This window comes from Nocardiopsis sp. NPDC006198 (assembly GCF_040613895.1).
Classification (GTDB): Bacteria; Actinomycetota; Actinomycetes; order Streptosporangiales; family Streptosporangiaceae; genus Nocardiopsis; species Nocardiopsis tropica.
In genome coordinates this window covers 82,261-99,000 of the sequence record NZ_JBEXSY010000004.1, presented here as the reverse complement: position 1 = coordinate 99,000, position 16,740 = coordinate 82,261, and the positions used below count along the sequence as shown (strand labels likewise).

General features: G+C 72.1%; 16 protein-coding genes. 13 read left to right on the top strand and 3 right to left on the bottom strand.

Annotation, left to right across the window (positions count from 1 at the left end; all coding sequences use genetic code 11):
• The first annotated feature begins 74 nt into the window (after nucleotides 1-74).
• The 6 genes from ABZ234_RS04675 (at nucleotide 75) to ABZ234_RS04650 (ending at nucleotide 6,714) form a co-directional block, all read left to right on the top strand.
• Nucleotides 75-1,094 (top strand): hypothetical protein, encoded by a 1,020-nt coding sequence (locus tag ABZ234_RS04675; RefSeq protein ID WP_355011052.1) that lies wholly within the window; start codon nucleotides 75-77, stop codon nucleotides 1,092-1,094.
• A gap of 204 nt (nucleotides 1,095-1,298) precedes the next feature.
• Complete coding sequence (gene mshD / locus ABZ234_RS04670) at nucleotides 1,299-2,300, top strand: mycothiol synthase (RefSeq protein ID WP_355011051.1); 1,002 nt, start codon at nucleotides 1,299-1,301, stop codon at nucleotides 2,298-2,300.
• Between the two features lie 321 nt (nucleotides 2,301-2,621).
• Nucleotides 2,622-3,584 (top strand): phosphate ABC transporter permease subunit PstC, encoded by a 963-nt coding sequence (pstC, locus tag ABZ234_RS04665; RefSeq protein WP_267947755.1) that lies wholly within the window; start codon nucleotides 2,622-2,624, stop codon nucleotides 3,582-3,584.
• The gene (gene pstA / locus ABZ234_RS04660; protein WP_355011050.1) at nucleotides 3,584-4,663 is read left to right on the top strand and encodes a phosphate ABC transporter permease PstA; all 1,080 of its coding nucleotides are present in this window, start codon (nucleotides 3,584-3,586) and stop codon (nucleotides 4,661-4,663) included. The genes pstC and pstA overlap by 1 nt, the downstream gene beginning before the upstream one ends.
• 56 nt (nucleotides 4,664-4,719) lie before the next feature.
• On the top strand, nucleotides 4,720-5,499 hold the full coding sequence (gene pstB / locus ABZ234_RS04655) for a phosphate ABC transporter ATP-binding protein PstB (RefSeq protein WP_267947753.1): 780 nt from the start codon (nucleotides 4,720-4,722) through the stop codon (nucleotides 5,497-5,499).
• 249 nt (nucleotides 5,500-5,748) lie between these two features.
• On the top strand, nucleotides 5,749-6,714 hold the full coding sequence (locus tag ABZ234_RS04650) for a nucleoside hydrolase (protein WP_267947752.1): 966 nt from the start codon (nucleotides 5,749-5,751) through the stop codon (nucleotides 6,712-6,714).
• A 27-nt stretch (nucleotides 6,715-6,741) separates the two neighbouring features.
• Here ABZ234_RS04650 and ABZ234_RS04645 read toward each other — a convergent pair whose 3' ends face one another.
• Entirely contained in the window at nucleotides 6,742-7,575 is an 834-nt protein-coding gene (locus tag ABZ234_RS04645; RefSeq protein ID WP_267947751.1) for a helix-turn-helix transcriptional regulator, read from the bottom strand.
• A gap of 128 nt (nucleotides 7,576-7,703) precedes the next feature.
• Between ABZ234_RS04645 and ABZ234_RS04640 the strand changes: the two genes are divergently transcribed.
• Nucleotides 7,704-7,982 (top strand): Atu4866 domain-containing protein, encoded by a 279-nt coding sequence (locus ABZ234_RS04640; protein WP_267947750.1) that lies wholly within the window; start codon nucleotides 7,704-7,706, stop codon nucleotides 7,980-7,982.
• Nucleotides 7,983-8,364: 382 nt separating this feature from the next.
• Nucleotides 8,365-9,723 carry an MFS transporter gene (locus ABZ234_RS04635; RefSeq protein ID WP_355011049.1) on the top strand — a complete coding sequence of 453 codons (1,359 nt, stop codon included), beginning with the start codon at nucleotides 8,365-8,367 and terminating at the stop codon, nucleotides 9,721-9,723.
• 217 nt (nucleotides 9,724-9,940) lie between these two features.
• On the opposite strand, the gene ABZ234_RS04630 is transcribed toward ABZ234_RS04635, so the two are convergent.
• Nucleotides 9,941-10,558, bottom strand: coding sequence for a DUF47 family protein (locus ABZ234_RS04630; RefSeq protein WP_267947748.1), 618 nt, complete (start codon nucleotides 10,556-10,558; stop codon nucleotides 9,941-9,943).
• Between the two features lie 426 nt (nucleotides 10,559-10,984).
• Between ABZ234_RS04630 and ABZ234_RS04625 the strand changes: the two genes are divergently transcribed.
• The 3 genes from ABZ234_RS04625 (at nucleotide 10,985) to purM (ending at nucleotide 14,138) form a co-directional block, all read left to right on the top strand.
• A complete protein-coding gene (locus ABZ234_RS04625) occupies nucleotides 10,985-11,446 on the top strand; it encodes a sterol carrier family protein (protein WP_355011048.1) in 462 nt (153 codons plus the stop codon).
• Between the two features lie 23 nt (nucleotides 11,447-11,469).
• On the top strand, nucleotides 11,470-12,966 hold the full coding sequence (gene purF, locus ABZ234_RS04620; RefSeq protein ID WP_355011047.1) for an amidophosphoribosyltransferase: 1,497 nt from the start codon (nucleotides 11,470-11,472) through the stop codon (nucleotides 12,964-12,966).
• Nucleotides 12,967-13,073: 107 nt separating this feature from the next.
• The gene (purM, locus tag ABZ234_RS04615; protein ID WP_267947745.1) at nucleotides 13,074-14,138 is read left to right on the top strand and encodes a phosphoribosylformylglycinamidine cyclo-ligase; all 1,065 of its coding nucleotides are present in this window, start codon (nucleotides 13,074-13,076) and stop codon (nucleotides 14,136-14,138) included.
• A gap of 153 nt (nucleotides 14,139-14,291) precedes the next feature.
• Here purM and ABZ234_RS04610 read toward each other — a convergent pair whose 3' ends face one another.
• Nucleotides 14,292-14,519: a DUF3073 domain-containing protein gene (locus ABZ234_RS04610; protein ID WP_267947744.1), complete on the bottom strand. Its 228-nt coding sequence runs from the start codon at nucleotides 14,517-14,519 to the stop codon at nucleotides 14,292-14,294.
• A 252-nt stretch (nucleotides 14,520-14,771) separates the two neighbouring features.
• On the opposite strand from ABZ234_RS04610, the gene ABZ234_RS04605 reads away from it, so the two are divergent.
• A complete protein-coding gene (locus ABZ234_RS04605; RefSeq protein WP_267947743.1) occupies nucleotides 14,772-15,605 on the top strand; it encodes a hypothetical protein in 834 nt (277 codons plus the stop codon).
• 705 nt (nucleotides 15,606-16,310) lie between these two features.
• Complete coding sequence (gene bldC / locus ABZ234_RS04600) at nucleotides 16,311-16,514, top strand: developmental transcriptional regulator BldC (protein ID WP_013155387.1); 204 nt, start codon at nucleotides 16,311-16,313, stop codon at nucleotides 16,512-16,514.
• Nucleotides 16,515-16,740: the final 226 nt, after the last annotated feature.

The window sequence follows — 16,740 nt, the reverse complement described above, 5'->3', positions numbered from 1 at the left end:
GCGCGGCGAGCTCCTCGCGGCCGGGTGCGGCCGAAGCAGCCTTGGCGCGCCACCCTGAGGAGTGAATCGCCCCGATGCCCCTGAACGCCGCGAGTTCCCCGCCCTCCCGCCGCCGCCGTACGGGTGTCGTCCTCGGCGCCGTCTTCGTCGGTTCCGGCCTCGTCGCCGTGATGTCACCGGCGTACGCGGACCAGACCGGTTCCGAGAGCCCCTCCCCCGCCCCCGTCCCCTCCGCCGTCGTCGCCTTCGAGAACAGCGCCAGCGAGGTCGAGCCGGGCAGGCCCGCCCCTCCCAACGCGGTCACCGCCGTCAACACCGGCGGCCTCGCCGTCTGCCTGCTCGACCTGGAGGTGCGGGGCGAGGGTTTCACCTCCTCCGGGTTCGCCCGCCAGGAGGTGGTGCCCGGGGCGGAGGCGTCCGCGGGCGTCGTCACCGGCTCGCCCCGCCGGTCGACCGACGTCGTCGCGACCCTGACCTACGCGCTCGCCGAGGAGGGCGCGGACTGCTCCGTCCTGGAGCCCTCGGTCACCCACACCGTCTCCACCGGGACGTGGTCGGTGTCCGTGGCCAAGCCGGACCCCTCGCCCTCACCCACCGGCGGACCCACCGAAACGCCCACCGAGACACCCACCGAGACACCCACCGGAACGCCCACCGAGGAACCGACCCGCACCCCGTCGGACCCGCCTTCGAGCTCCGACCCGGCCCCCACCCGGTCTCCCGGTGGCGGTGGCGGCGGCCGCGACCGCGACTCCAGCAGCCCGACGGCGAGCCCCGGTACCCCCCGCGGCGGCGTGGGCGACGTGCCCACCACCGGCGCCGAGATCCCGACCCTGCCGCGCAACGACGCCGACCTGCCCGAGGTCGCTCCCGGCTCCGAGGACCTCGCCGAGCTGCCGCTGGTGTCCCCCCCGTCCGACGACGACCTCGACGGGACGGAGGTGGCCGCGGACCACGGCGACATGGGGCCGAACATGGCTCCGGCGGTGCTGCTCGCGGCGCTCCTCCTCGCGCTCCTGCTCGCCGCGCCGCTCGCTCCCGTGCGCCGCGTCCGCATCGGCGGCGGATACCAGGGCAAGCGCCGCAAGGGGTGACCCCGCGGACCGCGTGGGCCCCTTCACGCCGGGAGGCCCCGGAAGCGTCCCGGGCCCCGGCGCGCCGTTCCGGGCCCGCACCGCCGGAACAGGACCGCGCCACGCGGCCCACATCCCGGGTTCCGAGCCGCTGAACAGGACAAAAGCCTCCCTATGCGAGGTTGACGGAACCTTTATGGGCGTCCCGTCGTAGGCTTTCCGTCCATGAGCACCCCGCTAGTCACCGATGACCTGGCCTCCGGCCTCGCCGACCAGGTCCTGGCACTCTCCGAGTCCGCCCGCCGCGCGGACGGTGTCGCTCCGCTGTCCGAGCACACACTGCTGCGCGTCCGCCACGGTGCGCCCTCCGGGAGCAGCCGCTTCCACGTCGTCACCGAGGAGGGCCGCGTGGTCGGTTTCGCGTTCGTCGAGCGGGTCCCCGGCGAACCCGACTCCGGCGAGGTCGTCGTCGGCCCCGAGTACCGGGACCGCGGACACGGCACGGCCCTGCTCCGCTCCGTCGACCGGGACGCGGGCCCTCGTGGGGTCCGGGTGTGGGCCCACGGACGCACCCCGCAGGCCGTCTCGGTCGCGGAGGGCGACGGCTGGACCGCCGTCCGCTCCCTGTACAAGATGCGGATGCCGCTGCGCGACATCGCGGCCGACGAGGCCGGGGGCCCCTGGGCGGCGCCCGAACTCCCCGAACCCGCGCTCCGGCCCGACGTGGCCGCCGCCGTGCGGGTGCGGGAGTTCGTCGTGGGCCAGGACGAGGAGGCGTGGCTGGCCGCCAACGCGCTCGCGTTCGCCGACCACCCCGAGCAGGGCCAGCTCACCCTGGACGACCTGCTCCAGCGCGAGGTCGAGGACTGGTTCGACCCGCGCGGCTTCTTCCTCGCCACCACCAAGGAGGGGAAGGTCGCCGCGTTCCACTGGACCAAGACCCACGCCGACGGCGCCGGGCTCACCGACGGCGAGCCCGTCGGCGAGGTCTACGCGGTGGGAGTGGCCCCGTCATGGCAGGGCAGCGGCCTGGGGAGAGCCCTGACCCTGGCCGGTCTGCGGCACCTGCGCGACGCCGGCCTGCCGTGGGTCCACCTCTACGTGGACGGTGACAACGAGGCCGCGGTGCGCCTGTACGAGTCGCTCGGGTTCGGCATGTGGGACACCGACGTCATGTACGCGCCGCCCGCCACCGGTGCCCGCGGCCTCCCGCCTGAGTGCGGCTGATCACATTCACCGGGCAATCGCCCTTCCGCCACGGTAGTGCGACGCCTCGTTCACCCCACGTTCACCTTCTCTGGGACAACTGGTCACCTCCTACGCCTACCTTCACAATCGGCGCGGAACGACCATTTCGCGCACGGTGGACGTGAGACCGCGGCCGCCGGACGGCCAGGAGCGGGCACGGCGCCCCCGGCGGGGACGACCCCGCGCGGGGAGCGGCGGAACCGCCCGGAACAACGAGAACAGGCGCACACGGGGGTGTCCGGTGCACACCGCGCCACCCCGGCGACCCGCACTGCAACCCTTCCGAACCGGAGCCAATCCATGACGACCACGGACGCGCCCAAGGCGGCACCCCCGCCCACGGGCAAGCGCCGGATGGGCGACGTCGTTTTCGCCGGCACCGCCCGAGGCTCGGGCATCCTGATCCTGCTGATCCTCGCCGGCGTCGCCGCCTTCCTGATCGTTCAGGCCTGGCCGTCCCTGGCCGCCAACACCGCGAACTTCCTGACCTCCCAGGAGTGGGAGGCCAACGTCCGCGAGTCGCCCGCGTTCGGCGTGGGCGCGCTGGCGTTCGGCACCGTGCTCGCCGCCGCGATCGCGCTCCTCCTGGCCACCCCGGTCGCGATCGGCATCGCGCTCTTCATCGTCTACTACGCGCCCCGCAGGCTGGCGTCCCTGCTCGGCTACCTGGTCGACCTGCTCGCCGCCATCCCCAGCGTCGTCTACGGCCTGTGGGGCATCGGCTTCCTGGCCCCCCAGCTCGTGCCCGTGTACGAGGGCATGACCCGCTACCTCGGCTGGATCCCGCTCTTCGCGGGCCCCGCCTCCACGTCGGCGCGCACCATCCTGACCGCCGGCGTCGTCCTGGCCGTGATGATCCTGCCGATCATCACCGCGATGTCCCGCGACGTCTTCCACCAGGTGCCCCAGGGGCACCGCGAGGCCGCGCTCGCCATGGGCGCCACCCGCTGGGAGATGATCCGCCTCGCCGTCCTGCCGTTCGGCAAGTCCGGCATCGTCGGCGGCGCCATGCTCGGCATGGGGCGCGCCCTCGGCGAGACCATGGCCGTCGCCATGATCCTCTCCCCCTCCCTCGCCGTCTCCTGGAACCTCCTCCAGAGCGGCAACCAGACCATCGCCGGGCACATCGCGCTCCAGTACCCCGAGGCCACCGGCTACGGCGTGTCCGCGCTGATCGCCGCCGGACTGGTGCTGTTCGCGATCACCCTGGTTGTCAACATGGGCGCACGCTACGTCGTGGCGCGTGGGAACAAGGAGTCCTGATGAGCCTGACGACCACGCCGCCGCCCGGGCCCGGGATGAGCGCCACCGCCAACGACCTGCGCCGCGGTTCCCTGCCCCACCACTTCCCGGCCCTGCTGCTGGCCGCGACCGCCGCCGTCGTGGCGGGGGTCCTGCTGGCCTTCTCCTCCTTCGGGTTCGTCCTGTGGGGGCTGCTCACCGCCGTCGCGTACACGGTGATCGTCGTGACCGCGTCCGCCCGGGTCGAGGGCGGCCGCAAGGCCAGGGACCGCCTGGTCACCGCGCTCGTCTACGGCTGCTTCCTGCTCGCGATGCTGCCGCTGGTGTCCGTGCTGTGGACCGTGCTCGGCAACGGCCTCGCCCGGTTCGACCCCTACTTCCTGTCGGTCTCCATGAACGGCGTCCTGCCGAGCATGGACGCGGGCGGCGCCTACCACGCGATCGTGGGCACCCTCGCGATCACCGGCATGGCCACGCTCATCTCGGTGCCGATCGGCGTCATGACCGCCGTGTACCTGGTCGAGTACGCCGAGGGCCGCATGAAGCGGACCATCATGTTCTTCGTCGACGTCATGACCGGCATCCCGTCGATCGTCGCCGGTCTGTTCGTCGTGGCGCTGTGGATCATCCTCTTCGGACCGGGCGCGACCAACGGCGCCGCGGGCGCGATCTCGCTCGCCGTGCTGATGATCCCGGTCGTGGTCCGCTCCAGCGAGGAGATGCTGCGGCTGGTGCCCCAGGACCTGCGCGAGGCCTCGTACGCCCTCGGCGTCCCCAAGTGGCGGACCATCACCAAGGTGGTGCTCCCCACCTCGGCCGCCGGGCTGACCACAGGAATCATGCTCGCCATCGCGCGTGTTATCGGAGAGACGGCGCCCCTGATCCTCACCGCGGGATCGTCGGCGGTGTCCATCAACTGGAACCTGTTCGACGGGCAGATGATGAGCCTTCCGGTGTTCATCTACTCCCAGGTCCGCATGGGCGGCGCCGTCAACTACGAGAGGGCCTGGGCCGCGGCGCTGACGCTGATCCTTGTGGTCATGCTGCTGTTCTTCCTGGCCCGCATGATCGGCCGCCTGTTCGCGCCGAAGGCCCGTTGATCCCTACACCCACCGCCCACGTCCCGCGCGTGGAGCAGACTCACGAGGAATTTCCAGTGGCGAAACGAATCGACGTCTCCGGCCTCAACGTCTACTACGGCGACTTCAAGGCCGTCGAGGACGTGTCGATGACCATCGAGCCGCGGTCGGTGACGGCGTTCATCGGGTCGTCCGGCTGCGGCAAGTCCACCTTCCTGCGGACCCTCAACCGGATGCACGAGGTCACCCCGGGCGCCCGGGCCGAGGGCAAGGTCCTCCTGGACGACCTGGACGTCTACGGCCCCGACGTGGACCCGGTCATGGTGCGCAGCGAGGTCGGCATGGTCTTCCAGAAGGCCAACCCGTTCCCGACCATGTCGATCTACGACAACGTCATCGCCGGCGCCCGCCTCAACAACCGCCGGATGAGCCGCTCCGAGGCCGACGAGCTGGTGGAGCGGTCGCTGCGCGGCGCCAACCTCTGGGAGGAGGTCAAGGACCGGCTGAACAAGCCCGGTTCCGGCCTCTCCGGCGGCCAGCAGCAGCGCCTGTGCATCGCCCGCGCGACGGCCGTGAAGCCGTCCGTGCTGCTGATGGACGAGCCGTGCTCCGCCCTGGACCCGATCTCGACCCTGGCGATCGAGGACCTCATTCACCAGCTGAAGGAGGACTACACGATCGTCATCGTCACCCACAACATGCAGCAGGCGGCGCGCGTGTCCGACCGGACCGCGTTCTTCAACCTGTCGGCCCCGGGCAAGCCGGGCAGGCTCGTCGAGATGGGCGAGACCAACCAGATGTTCACCCGGCCGGAGAAGAAGGAGACCGAGAACTATATCACTGGGCGTTTCGGCTAGAAGAAAAGCCAGCCCGGTCCAGACGGACGCCCAGCGATGGTGGGGCGCTTCGGCTAAAGAGAACCCGCGCCACCCAGAACAGGCGTCCAGCGATGGTGGGGCGCTTCGGCTAAAAGAGACTGACCCGAGCCGGACAGGCGCCCAGCGATGGTGGGGCGCTTCGGCCGAAGGGCCCTTGGTCGGGGTCGGCGCCTGCGGCCGACCGACCCCCTGTGCATCCCCCGCGGGGGACCCGAAGGAGAAGAAGGCGTGGCCACACCCCTGGTGATCGACACCGACACCGCGCAGGACGACTGCGTCGCGCTCCTCGTCGGGCTGCTGGATCCCGGGGCGGACCTGCGCGCCGTCACCATGGTCGCGGGGAACGTCGGCTTCGACCAGCAGGTGCGCAACGCCTTCCTCACCCTCAACGTGGCCGGGCGCCTGGGCGAGGTGCCCGTGTACCTGGGCTGCCGCCGCCCGCTGACCCGCCCGTGGGTGAGCGCGGAGAACGTCCACGGCGACGGTTCGGGCGGGCTGTCGATGGACCAGGCGGGACTGGAGCCGGAGTCCGAGCACGCGGTGGACGCCCTCGTCCGGCTGGCCGCCGAGAACCCCGGCGAGCTGTCCGTGGTGGCGATCGGTCCGCTGACCAACATCGCGATGGCCGTCGCCAAGGACCCCGGCTTCGTCCGCAACGTGCGCGCCCTGTACGTCATGGGCGGGTCCAACAACGGGCGCGGCAACATCACGGCCGCCGCCGAGTTCAACTTCTACGTGGACCCCGAGGCGGCCAAGGCCGTCTTCGGGGCGGGCTTCGACGTCACCGTGGTCCCGTGGGACCCTCTGACCCTCCGCCAGGCCGTGTTCGGCCAGGAGCGGCTGGACGCCCTCGCCGCGATCGGCACTCCGCTGGCCGACTTCTTCGGCCGGGTCTGCTCCGCCACGCTGGAGTTCGACCGCAGGGTGGGGATCGACGGCACCACCCACCCCGACTCGCTGACCGCCGCCGTCCTGCTCCGCCCGGAGCTGGTGCGCCGTGCCGGGCGCTACCACGTGGACGTGGAGACCGCCGGGGAGCTGACCCGCGGCTACTCGGCCATGTCCTGGGGCGTGCACGGGCTGGAGCCCAACGCGACGGTGATCGAGGAGATCGACGCCGAAGGGTTCTTCGACCACCTCGTCGAGGTGCTGTCCCGGCGCACCTCCCCCGCCCGGGCGATCACCGGGCTGTAGGACGCGGCGGAGACGTCCCGCGCCCCCTCACACCTCGGCCCGCCGCGTCGCGTCGCTCGTGCCCAGCAGCGCCAGCGCCTGCGCGCTCCTGCTCCCGGGCTCGGCGTGGTAGATCACGAGCTGCTGGCCCCGGGCCCCGCGCACGTCGAAGGACTGGTAGACCAGCGAGAGCGCCCCGACGTCCGGGTGGACGAACTCCTTGGCCTCGCCGGTCTTGCCGCGCACGGTGTGGGACCGCCAGAGGTCGGCGAAGTCCGCGCTACCGCCGGTCAGCTCCGCGACCAGCGAGACGAGCCCGGGGTGGTGCGGGTCCAGCCCCGCCGCGTGGCGCAGGCTCGCCGCCGTCATGCGCGCCGCCCGCTCCCACCTCGCGTAGAAGGAGCGTGCGGCCGGATCGAGGAAGACCATGCGGGCCAGGTTGTCCGCCCTCGCGAACGGCGAGAACAGCGCCCCGGCCAGCGCGTTGGCGGCCAGGATGTCCAGGGCGGGGTTGAGCACGAACGCCGGGGTGTTGGGGTACCCGTCGAGGAGCTGGCGCAGCTCCGGGGCGACCGTCTCCACCGCGTCGCGGCGGCGCGCGTCCTCGGGCACCGCGCCCGCCAGGCGGTACAGGTGCTCCCGGGTGTCGTCGTCGAGCCTCAGGACCGCGCTGACGGCCTCGAGCACCTGCGCCGACGGGTTGCGCTCCCTCCCCTGTTCCAGCCGGGCGTAGTAGTCGCTGCTCATGCCTGCCAGGACCGCCACCTCCTCTCGGCGCAGGCCCGCGACCCTGCGGGGTCCGTAGGTGGGCACTCCGGCGTCCTCCGGACGGATCCGGGCCCTGTGCGCGCGTAGGAGGTCTCCGAGGTCGTTGCCGCTCATGCGCCCAGGCTACGCCGGAGCCCGGCGGGCTGCCTGGGTGTGCCACTCCCTGGCACGGGGCGTCCTGGCCGGTCCGGTCCCCGCGGCCCAGACTCCGGGGGAACCGATCACCGAGGAGGCACGGGACAGTGGCGACGAACACGGAGAGCACAGCGGGAGCGAACGGGGAGCGGCGGCCGGACGTGGTGGGCATGTGGACGACCGCGGACGGCCACATCCGGCAGGAGCTCCGCCCCGACGGGCGGTACGACGAGGCGCGCGGCACGAGGCGCAGTGCGTACACCGGCCGCTACACGGTGACCGGGAACCACATCGACTACGTGGACGACACGGGCTTCACCGCCACCGGCGACATCCGGGACGGCGTGCTCCACCACGAGCACCTGGTCCTCTACAGGGAGGCGTGAGCGGTTCCCCGGGGCGGGCGGGGGCACGACGGCCGCGCGGGCCCGGCGCCGCGCATCAGCGGGCGGGGACACGACCCTCCCGCCGGCCCCGCGATGAGCGGGGAGGGCGTGCCCGTCGCCCGCTCCCGTCCCGGCCGCGTGTCGTGCCTCACAGCCGCCGGCTCTTGAGTGTGCCGTGAGGGCACGGGGTCTCGTGGTGTCCGGACCCGCGTCACCGGACACGAACGAGAGGGGCCTCTCATGGCACCGCCCGCCCTGACCGCGACGGAGGGCCTCCCCCCGTCGCCGGAGCGCACCGGGAGCGTGCCCGGCCGGTCGCCGGACCCCGGTCCCCGGCGACCGCCGAGGCACGTGGCGACCACCGGTGGGGGGTGAGGCGGCCGTGCGCCGCAGCTCCGCGGTCTACTTCGCCTCGTACGCGCTGTCCCTGCTGGGCAAGGGCATCGCCGCTGTCGTGATGCCGCTGCTCGTCCTCGACCGCACCGGCGACGTCTTGGCCGCGGGCGTGCTCGCGACCGCGGCGACGGCGGCCTCCGCCGTGACCGGGCTCGTCGCCGGGCTGCTCGTCGACCGGGTCGACCGCCGCAGGGTGTCGGTCGCCTCCGACCTGCTCGCCGCGCTGACGGTGGCGGCGCTGCCGGTCGTCGACGCCCTCCGGGGCCTGGACATGGCCTGGTTCCTGGCGCTGGGAGTCGTCGGAGCGGTGGTCCGGGCACCGGGGATGACCGCCCAGGAGACGCTGCTGCCCGCCCTCGCCGCGCTCGGCCCCGCCGGGCCGCGCCGGCTCGACCGGCTGATCGCCACCCGCGAGACGGTGGGCAACGTCCTGCTGCTGGCCGGACCCGGCCTGGGCGGACTCCTCGTCGGCCTGCTCGGACTGACCCCCGCGCTCCTTCTCGCGACCGCCGCGACGAGCCTGCTCGCCGCCGCGACGACGCTCGTGCTCGACCCCCGGGCCGGAGCCGTCCCGGAGCGGCGCCGCGACCCGTCCGCCGCCGGCGGCGCGGTGCGCCGGGCCGGGGCCGACCTGCTGGACGGGTGGAGGTTCCTGGGCCGCAGCCGCCTCGTCCTCGGCGCCACCCTGGTCACCGCGATGCTCGTCGCCGTGCTGAGCTCCCTCCAGACCACCCTCATGCCCGCCTACTTCACCGGTGAGGACCTTCCCGAGCTGACCGGGCTGACGCTGAGCGCGATCGCCGCCGGGAGCATCGCCGGATCCGCCCTCTACGCGGCCACCGCCGGGAGGGTCCGCCGCCGCAGCTGGTTCGTCGTCGGCATGCTCGGCACGCTGGTCGGGTTCGGCGCGGTGGGCAGCATGGCCTCCCCGTGGCTGGTGCTGGGCGCCGCCGCCCTGGTCGGGCTCACCTACGCCCCGGCCTCGGCCGTGCTCGGCGTTCTGACCGTCGAGGCCACCCCCGACGCGATGCGCGGCCGGGTGCTCGGGGCCCAGAACACCGTCATGCTCTCCGCCCCCGCCCTCACCAGCGCCCCGCTCGCGGCCGTCGCCACCGCCGCCGGCCTGCCCGTCGCGGGAGCGGTGGTCGCCGCGCTCGCGGGCGCCACCGCGATCGCCGCCCTCCTCGCGCCGGCGTTCCGCTCGCTCGACGCCCCGGGCCCCCGGGAGGCGGACGGCCGTCCGGAGCGGTCGCCGGAGCCCGGCGGCCGCGATGCGGACGGCGACCGTCCCGAGGGGGCGGGAGGCCCGGCGGAGCGGCTCCCGCGCCGGCAGGCCCCGCGGTAGGCGTGCGGGCCCCGCACCGGGGGTCGGGGGCCGTGCGGAGCGGGAGGGAGGACCATGCGCCGCCCCCGCCCCCTCCCCGGACCGCCCGGGGGGAGCCTGACGGGGGCCGGAAGGTGTGCGGCGGGAGGGAGGGCGCGTACGCGGGAGCCCCGGCGACGGCAGGAAGGGGGACGGGGGACGGGGGACGGGGGAAGGGATCTCGGGCGCGGGGGCCGGGTCAGCTGTTCTTGACGACGATGGTCTCCACCGTGTTCGCGACGTGCTCGAAGGCGTCGGCGGCGGTCTCCAGCTCCTCGATGACGTCCTTGAGCTTGAGCACCGTCAGGGCGTCGTACTCCCCGCTGAACAGGTGGGCGAGGAGCTTGCGGTAGATGCGGTCGGCCTGGTTCTCCAGCTGGTTGATCTCGATCCAGTACCGGGTCAGGTCCTCCAGGGAGCGGAGCCGCGGCATCGCCTCGGCCGTCAGCTCGGCGGCGCGTTCGAGCACCTCGATCTGGTCGATGATCCCCTTCGGAAGCCGTTCCAGGCCGTAGAGGCCGATGAGGTCGACGGCGGCGTCCATGGAGTCCATGACGTCGTCCAGGTTCGAGGCCAGCCGGTAGATGTCCTCCCGGTGGATGGGCGTCGCCGTGCTCTTGTTCAGGCGGCGCATGATCGCGTGGGTGGCGTCGTCGCCCGCGTGTTCGCAGGCGCGCATCTTCTCGGTGATGGCCTCCCGGTCGGCGCCGTCACTCATCAGCTCCACCAACAGGCGCGCACCGATGACCAGGTTGTTGGCCGAATCGGTGAACATCTCGTAGTAGCTGTCATCACGCGGGCGCAAGCTCAGGCGCACGTCGTTCTCCCGATGGTGCGGTGGTGTTCCTTCGTGGATGTTAAGCGCGCCGGGCAGCTGGTCCAGCGCGGGTGCGCGGCGCGGCAGGGGCCCGGGAGCGGGGAGGGCGGGCGGGTGCGGGCCCGGTCACCCCTCGTTCATCTCCTGAAGCCGACGCGTGGAACTGCTTGGGGCGCGGGTTCCATCGCAATCCTCCCAATCTCGGCGACACCGGGACGGTTCGGGACGCTACCGTGTCCCGCTCCCGCTGGCCAGCGGAGCGCTGAGACAGGAATCACCCAATCGAGCGGAGACCGGTGGACAGCTCCACCGGCGTTCTGTGATGTCCACCTTCGGGCCATTCCGCCGCTATGACAAGTACCCCGTCGGTTCACACTTGCGATGACCCCGGATCCGCGCCGCACGGGCCCCTCTAGGCTTCTGTCCATGCCATCCGCTCTGAGCGCGAGCGCCGCCAGGCGCCTCCGCGAGTCCCTGGACGAACAGCTCTCGGCCCTGGGGGAGGCCCCCTTCGAGGGCGACGACGAGGCCGCCGTCGCCGCGTGCGCGCGGGCGGTGCTGCGCGCGGAGGAGCCCCTGAGGGGCGCCGTCAAGGCCGCCGTGAGGGGCACGCTCGCGGTGCTGGCCGACCGGGCGCCGGGACGCAGCCTGGAGGTGCGCGTGCCCCCGCACGGCGCCGTACAGGTGATCGAGGGGCCCCGTCACACCCGCGGCACCCCGCCCGGGGTCGTGGAGACCGACCCGCTCACCTGGCTGCGCATGGCGACCGGCCGCACCTCCTGGGAGCAGGGGGTTTCCGAACACCGGGTGCAGGCGAGCGGCGCCCGCTCCGACCTGTCCGGACACCTGCCCCTCTGGCCGGCCCCTCCCCGGGTGGTGCCGTGCTGACAGGCAGGCACTAAGCTGTGGGTGTGTCGTACTCCGACGGCCGGCTCTCCATGGACCTCGATCCGCTCGAACGCGGCCCGCAGGACGCCTGCGGCGTATTTGGGGTCTGGGCACCCGGCGAAGAAGTCAGCAAGCTCACCTATTTCGGTCTCTACGCTCTGCAACACCGCGGCCAGGAATCCGCGGGCATCGCACTGAGCGACGGGGAACGGATCGTCGTCTACAAGGACATGGGGCTCGTCTCCCAGGTCTTCAACGAGGCGACCCTGGACTCCCTGCGAGGCCACCTCGCGATCGGCCACTGCCGCTACTCCACGACCGGGTCGCCGGTGTGGGAGAACGCACAGCCGACCTTCTACACCGCACGCGAGGGGGGTCTCGCGCTCGGCCACAACGGCAACCTCATCAACACCCCGGAACTGGCCGCGATGCTGCCGGACACCCGCCGCGGCGCGACCACCGACACCGAGGTCCTGACGAACCTGCTGGCCGACCAGGCCAAGCGCGGGAGTTCCGTGGAGGACGCCGCCCTCGAGCTGCTTCCGAAGGTCAAGGGCGCTTTCTCCCTGGTGTTCATGGACGAGAACACCCTGTACGCGGCACGCGATCCGCAGGGCATCCGCCCGTTCGTGCTGGGCCGCCTCGGCGAGACCTCGGGCGCGGGCGGCTGGATCGTCGCCAGTGAGACGGCCGCGCTGGACATCGTGGGCGCCACCGTCGTCCGCGAGATCGAGCCCGGCGAGCTCCTCACCATCGACGAGCGCGGGGTGCGCTCGCGCCGCTTCGCCCCCGCCCGCCGCAAGGGCTGCCTGTTCGAGTACGTCTACCTGGCCCGCCCGGACACCACCATCGCCGGGCGCAACGTCAACTCCACGCGCGTCGAGGTGGGCCGCCGCCTCGCCAGGCAGCACCCCGTGGACGCCGACCTGGTCATCCCGGTGCCGGAGTCGGGCACGCCCGCCGCGGTGGGCTACGCGGAGGCCAGCGGCATCCCCTTCGCCCAGGGCCTGGTCAAGAACTCCTACGTGGGCCGCACCTTCATCCAGCCCAGCCAGACCCTGCGCCAGCTGGGCATCCGGCTCAAGCTGAACCCGCTGCGCGAGGTCATCCAGGGCCGCCGCCTGGTGGTCGTGGACGACTCCATCGTGCGCGGCAACACCCAGCGCGCCCTGGTCAGGATGCTGCGCGACGCGGGCGCCGCGGAGGTGCACGTGCGCATCTCCAGCCCGCCCGTGCTGTGGCCCTGCTACTACGGCATCGACTTCGCCACCCGCGCCGAGCTCATCGCCGCGAACCTGGGCGTGGACGAGATCGCCGCGTCGGTGAACGCCGACTCCCTGGCCTACGTGAGCCTCGACGAGCTCATCGCGGCCTCCGAGGTGCCGAAGAACGAGCTGTGCCGGGCCTGCTTCGACGGCGTGTACCCCATCGAGGTCGACGCCGACTCCAGGGGCAAGTTCCTGCTGGAGAAGTCCTGCGGGACCCCGGAGGGCTCGACGCTGGCGACCAGCGACAAGTAACCACCGCGCGGCGGGCCGGTCGGGCCCGCCGCGCGTTCGCTCCGCCGTGCCCGCAGACGGGCCGCGGGGCGGCCCAACCACCGCAACACAGCACGAGGAGATCTCGCGTGGCAGCCGACAGCACAGGGGCGACGGGCGCGTACGCGGCCGCGGGCGTCGACATCGCCGCCGGTGAGCGCGCCGTCGACCTGATGAAGCGCCACGTGGCGCGCACCCGCCGGCCGGAGCAGGTCACCGACGCCAGCGGCTTCGCCGGCCTGTTCCGCCTGGACGTCGGCAAGTACAAGGACCCGGTCCTGGCGACCTCCACCGACGGCGTGGGCACCAAGGTCATGCTGGCCCAGCAGATGGACAAGCACGACACGATCGGCATCGACCTGGTCGGCATGGTCGTCGACGACCTCGTGGTGAGCGGCGCGGAGCCGCTGTTCATGACCGACTACGTGGCCTGCGGCTCCGTGGTCCCCGAGCGCATCGCCGAGATCGTCGGCGGCATCGCCGAGGGCTGCCACCAGGCGGGCTGCTCGCTGATCGGCGGGGAGACCGCCGAGCACCCGGGCGCGATGGAGCCCGGCGAGTACGACCTGGCCGGCGCGGGCACGGGCGTGGTCGAGGGCGACGCGATCCTGGGCCAGGAGCGGGTCCGCGAGGGCGACGCGGTGATCGCGATGGCCTCCTCCGGCCCCCACTCCAACGGCTACTCCCTGGTCAGGCACATCGTCGACCGGGCGGACCTGGACCTGTTCGCACACGTGCCGGAGCTGGACGGGGTCCTGGGCGAGGTCCTGCTCACCCCGACCCGGGTCTACGCCAAGGACTGCGTCGCGCTGACGGGCGAGGTCGAGGTGCACGCCTACTCGCACATCACCGGCGGCGGCCTGGCGGCGAACCTGTCCCGGTCCCTGCCCGGCCACCTGGACGCCGAGCTGGACCGCTCCACCTGGGCGCCCGCCCCCGTGTTCGGCTACCTCGCCGACAAGGGCGGCGTGGGCCGCGAGGACATGGAGGCCACGTTCAACATGGGCGTGGGCATGGTGGCGATCGTCGCGGCGGAGGACGCCGCACGCGCGCTGGAGGTCCTCGCGGACCGGGGCGTCCCGGCCTGGAGGCTGGGCACGGTGACGGCCGGTTCCGGGCGTTGCGCCCTGACCGGCGAGTACCGGGACGCGTGAGAAACGGACGCGAACATAGCCGGTGCGAACCACCAGAGTGGTTCGCACCGGCTATATCCACCTGTCCGCGACGGCTTCCCCGCGGGCAAGCCGTAACCGCTACAGGTCAGCGGTTGTCGTCCCGAGCGACCAGAAGTCTCGGCCCACTCCGTGCTACTTGTCGGAGTCCGAGTACTTGTCGGCAAGATCCGCGTAACGGTCGACCAGATCGTCCTGAGAATCCGTGTGGGACTCGTCCGGACCCAACGGCCCGGAGGGAGACCCCTCGTCCTCAGCGACACCCAGCTCCGACCGCAGCCGATCAAGGTCGGTCCCACCGGAGCTGTACTTGAGCTTCCGGGCGACCTTCTGCTGCTTGGCCTTGGCTCGGCCGCGCCCCATTGGCTCGACCCCCTCAACGATTGGGTTCCGACGAACCCGAGATCACTTACTAACCCGCACTATCGGGCTGACGGCCGTCAAACGCGACTGACGACAGGCGTCAGCTTACGTACACACACAACCGTACCTGGTCGGCCCCCGTCGTGCCTACGCCACCCGGGTGTGACGGATGTGGTGCGCGCACGGATCGCGGGCCGGAAGGGCGTTCCGGAGGTGAGTGCCACACGCAACGATATGTGCCACGATTCGATCGTGCTGCCCTACACCGCCTACCTCCGCGTCTACCAGCCGATCGAGTCCTTCCCTCCGCGCGACCGCAGGTACTGGGAGGCCTACGCGACCTCGCCCGGCAGGCCCCGGCGGGTCAACGCGCTCGCGGCGGAGCACACCGAGAGCCTGAACCGCCTCATCACCACGCCTCCGGTGGTGGCGCCCGAGGAGGAGAGCCGTGACGCCTACCTCCGCCGGGTGGACGAGCGCCTGTACGTCTGCCCGTGGCAGACCCGGCTGCGGTCGTGGCGGGCCTTCGCCGAGTTCAGCGCCGCGACGCCGGTGGCCCTGAGCGAGGCGTTCGTGCCCGGGCCGGAGGCCGAGCGGGCGGAGGACGGGTACCGGGAGTGGCGCGACTCCGGCGGGACGGTGCGGCCGGGCATCCTGTCGAGCAACTGGACCATCCCGGTCCCGTGGTTCGTCCCGTTCGAGGAGCGGGAGCGGTGCCTGGTCCTGTCGGCGAACTCCACCCGGACGCTCCTGTACCTGACGCGGACGGCGCTGGCGAAACGTCGGCTGGAGCACACCGCAGCGGTGCTGCGGGAGTACATCGGCGAGCACGCCGTGTCGGCCTCCACCGAGCAGCTGGTGGACTGGCTGTCCCTGACCGCCCACCCCGACTCGCTGCTGGAGCTGGACTACGGCGGCCTGCCCCACCTGCTCAGCGACGACCACCTGGGCGAGGACCGGTCGGTCGCCGAGGTCGCGGGGGCGGTGGAGGCCCTGGCCAAGGGGGACGCCGAGCGCGTGCTGGAGCTGAGGGAGCGGATCACGCGGCGCTGGAAGTCGGTGCGCGCCCTCCAGCACGCCAACTGAGGGTCATGTGTTGTGCACACTTTCGTGGACACCCGGGGGCACACTGTCGTGATCCGAGGCGCCGAACACAGGTGCGCCACGCCGGACGCCAACCTGGTACACCAGGTTTCTCACTCCCCCCACAAGCTTTTTCGCACGTGAAAACGGTGCGAGATCCGGCGTCGCCCGCGCACGACATCAAGCATGGTGAAACTGGGCATAACGCCCGATAGGGATCGGCATAGACTGTAGCCAGTCGATCACTGAGTGCACTCTCAGTAATCAGAAAACCCTTGCCACGCCGGGAATCCACGCGGCCCGACCCGTCGGCCGGCCCCCGCGGGACCCGCCTCCACCGACGCACACCACTTCCCTCCGCACGGCGACCGGCCGGGGACCGCACCACCCGAGCACGAGCTCGGAGAGCGGGTTTCGGTCAGGCTTCCGTAGCACTTCGGGAACTCCGGATAGAGAAAAACGAGGCCGGAGAACGAAGTTTTGACCGAATACGCCACATGCCACTAAACGTGTCGCTAGAATCACTTAGCGTGACGCGGCCACGGGCGGCTTTCTTTGGCCTCCCACGTGCAAAGTTGCTTGGAGTGGTCGCACAATCACCTCGGGTGATGCCAATATAGACGTAGTGCAAATATTGGACATCCGGGCCAAGTGCCAGGATTAAGGCTCAAGGATCGGCACACAGATCCAGGAGGAGAGGCCGTACACATGTCAACTCGCACGCCCGAGGCGGAGCCCCTGTTGACCCCCGCCGAGGTTGCCACCATGTTCCGCGTGGACCCCAAGACCGTGACACGCTGGGCCAAGGCGGGCAAGCTGACCTCGATCCGCACCTTGGGCGGACACCGCCGCTACCGCGAGACTGAGGTCCGCGCTCTGCTGGCCGGAATCCCCAGCCAGCGTACGGAGTGATCTCCCCGGTCTGTGCCGATTCCGGGGGGAACGGCCGGACTCACTCCGGCTGCTGACAAAGGCTGACACGAATCGAGGGCGGGTCTCCCGAGAAGGGGGCCCGCCCCGCCGCGTTCCCCCGGTCCGCCGCGCCCTCGCCCCGCCCTCCTCCGGGAGCGGAAGGGAGGGCCGCCCGCGGACCGTCACTCTCCGCGCACGCCCGCCCCGCCCCTCCGGCGCGGGAACA

Excerpts from the sequence above, each read along its gene's own strand:
- bldC (WP_013155387.1), top strand. The coding sequence starts at position 16,311 with ATGTCAACTCGCACGCCCGAGGCGGAGCCCCTGTTGACCCCCGCCGAG.
- ABZ234_RS04610 (WP_267947744.1), bottom strand. The coding sequence starts at position 14,519 with ATGGGGCGCGGCCGAGCCAAGGCCAAGCAGCAGAAGGTCGCCCGGAAG.
- mshD (WP_355011051.1), top strand. The coding sequence starts at position 1,299 with ATGAGCACCCCGCTAGTCACCGATGACCTGGCCTCCGGCCTCGCCGAC.
- ABZ234_RS04645 (WP_267947751.1), bottom strand. The coding sequence starts at position 7,575 with ATGAGCGGCAACGACCTCGGAGACCTCCTACGCGCGCACAGGGCCCGG.
- ABZ234_RS04625 (WP_355011048.1), top strand. The coding sequence starts at position 10,985 with ATGCCATCCGCTCTGAGCGCGAGCGCCGCCAGGCGCCTCCGCGAGTCC.
- pstA (WP_355011050.1), top strand. The coding sequence starts at position 3,584 with ATGAGCCTGACGACCACGCCGCCGCCCGGGCCCGGGATGAGCGCCACC.
- pstC (WP_267947755.1), top strand. The coding sequence starts at position 2,622 with ATGACGACCACGGACGCGCCCAAGGCGGCACCCCCGCCCACGGGCAAG.
- ABZ234_RS04675 (WP_355011052.1), top strand. The coding sequence starts at position 75 with ATGCCCCTGAACGCCGCGAGTTCCCCGCCCTCCCGCCGCCGCCGTACG.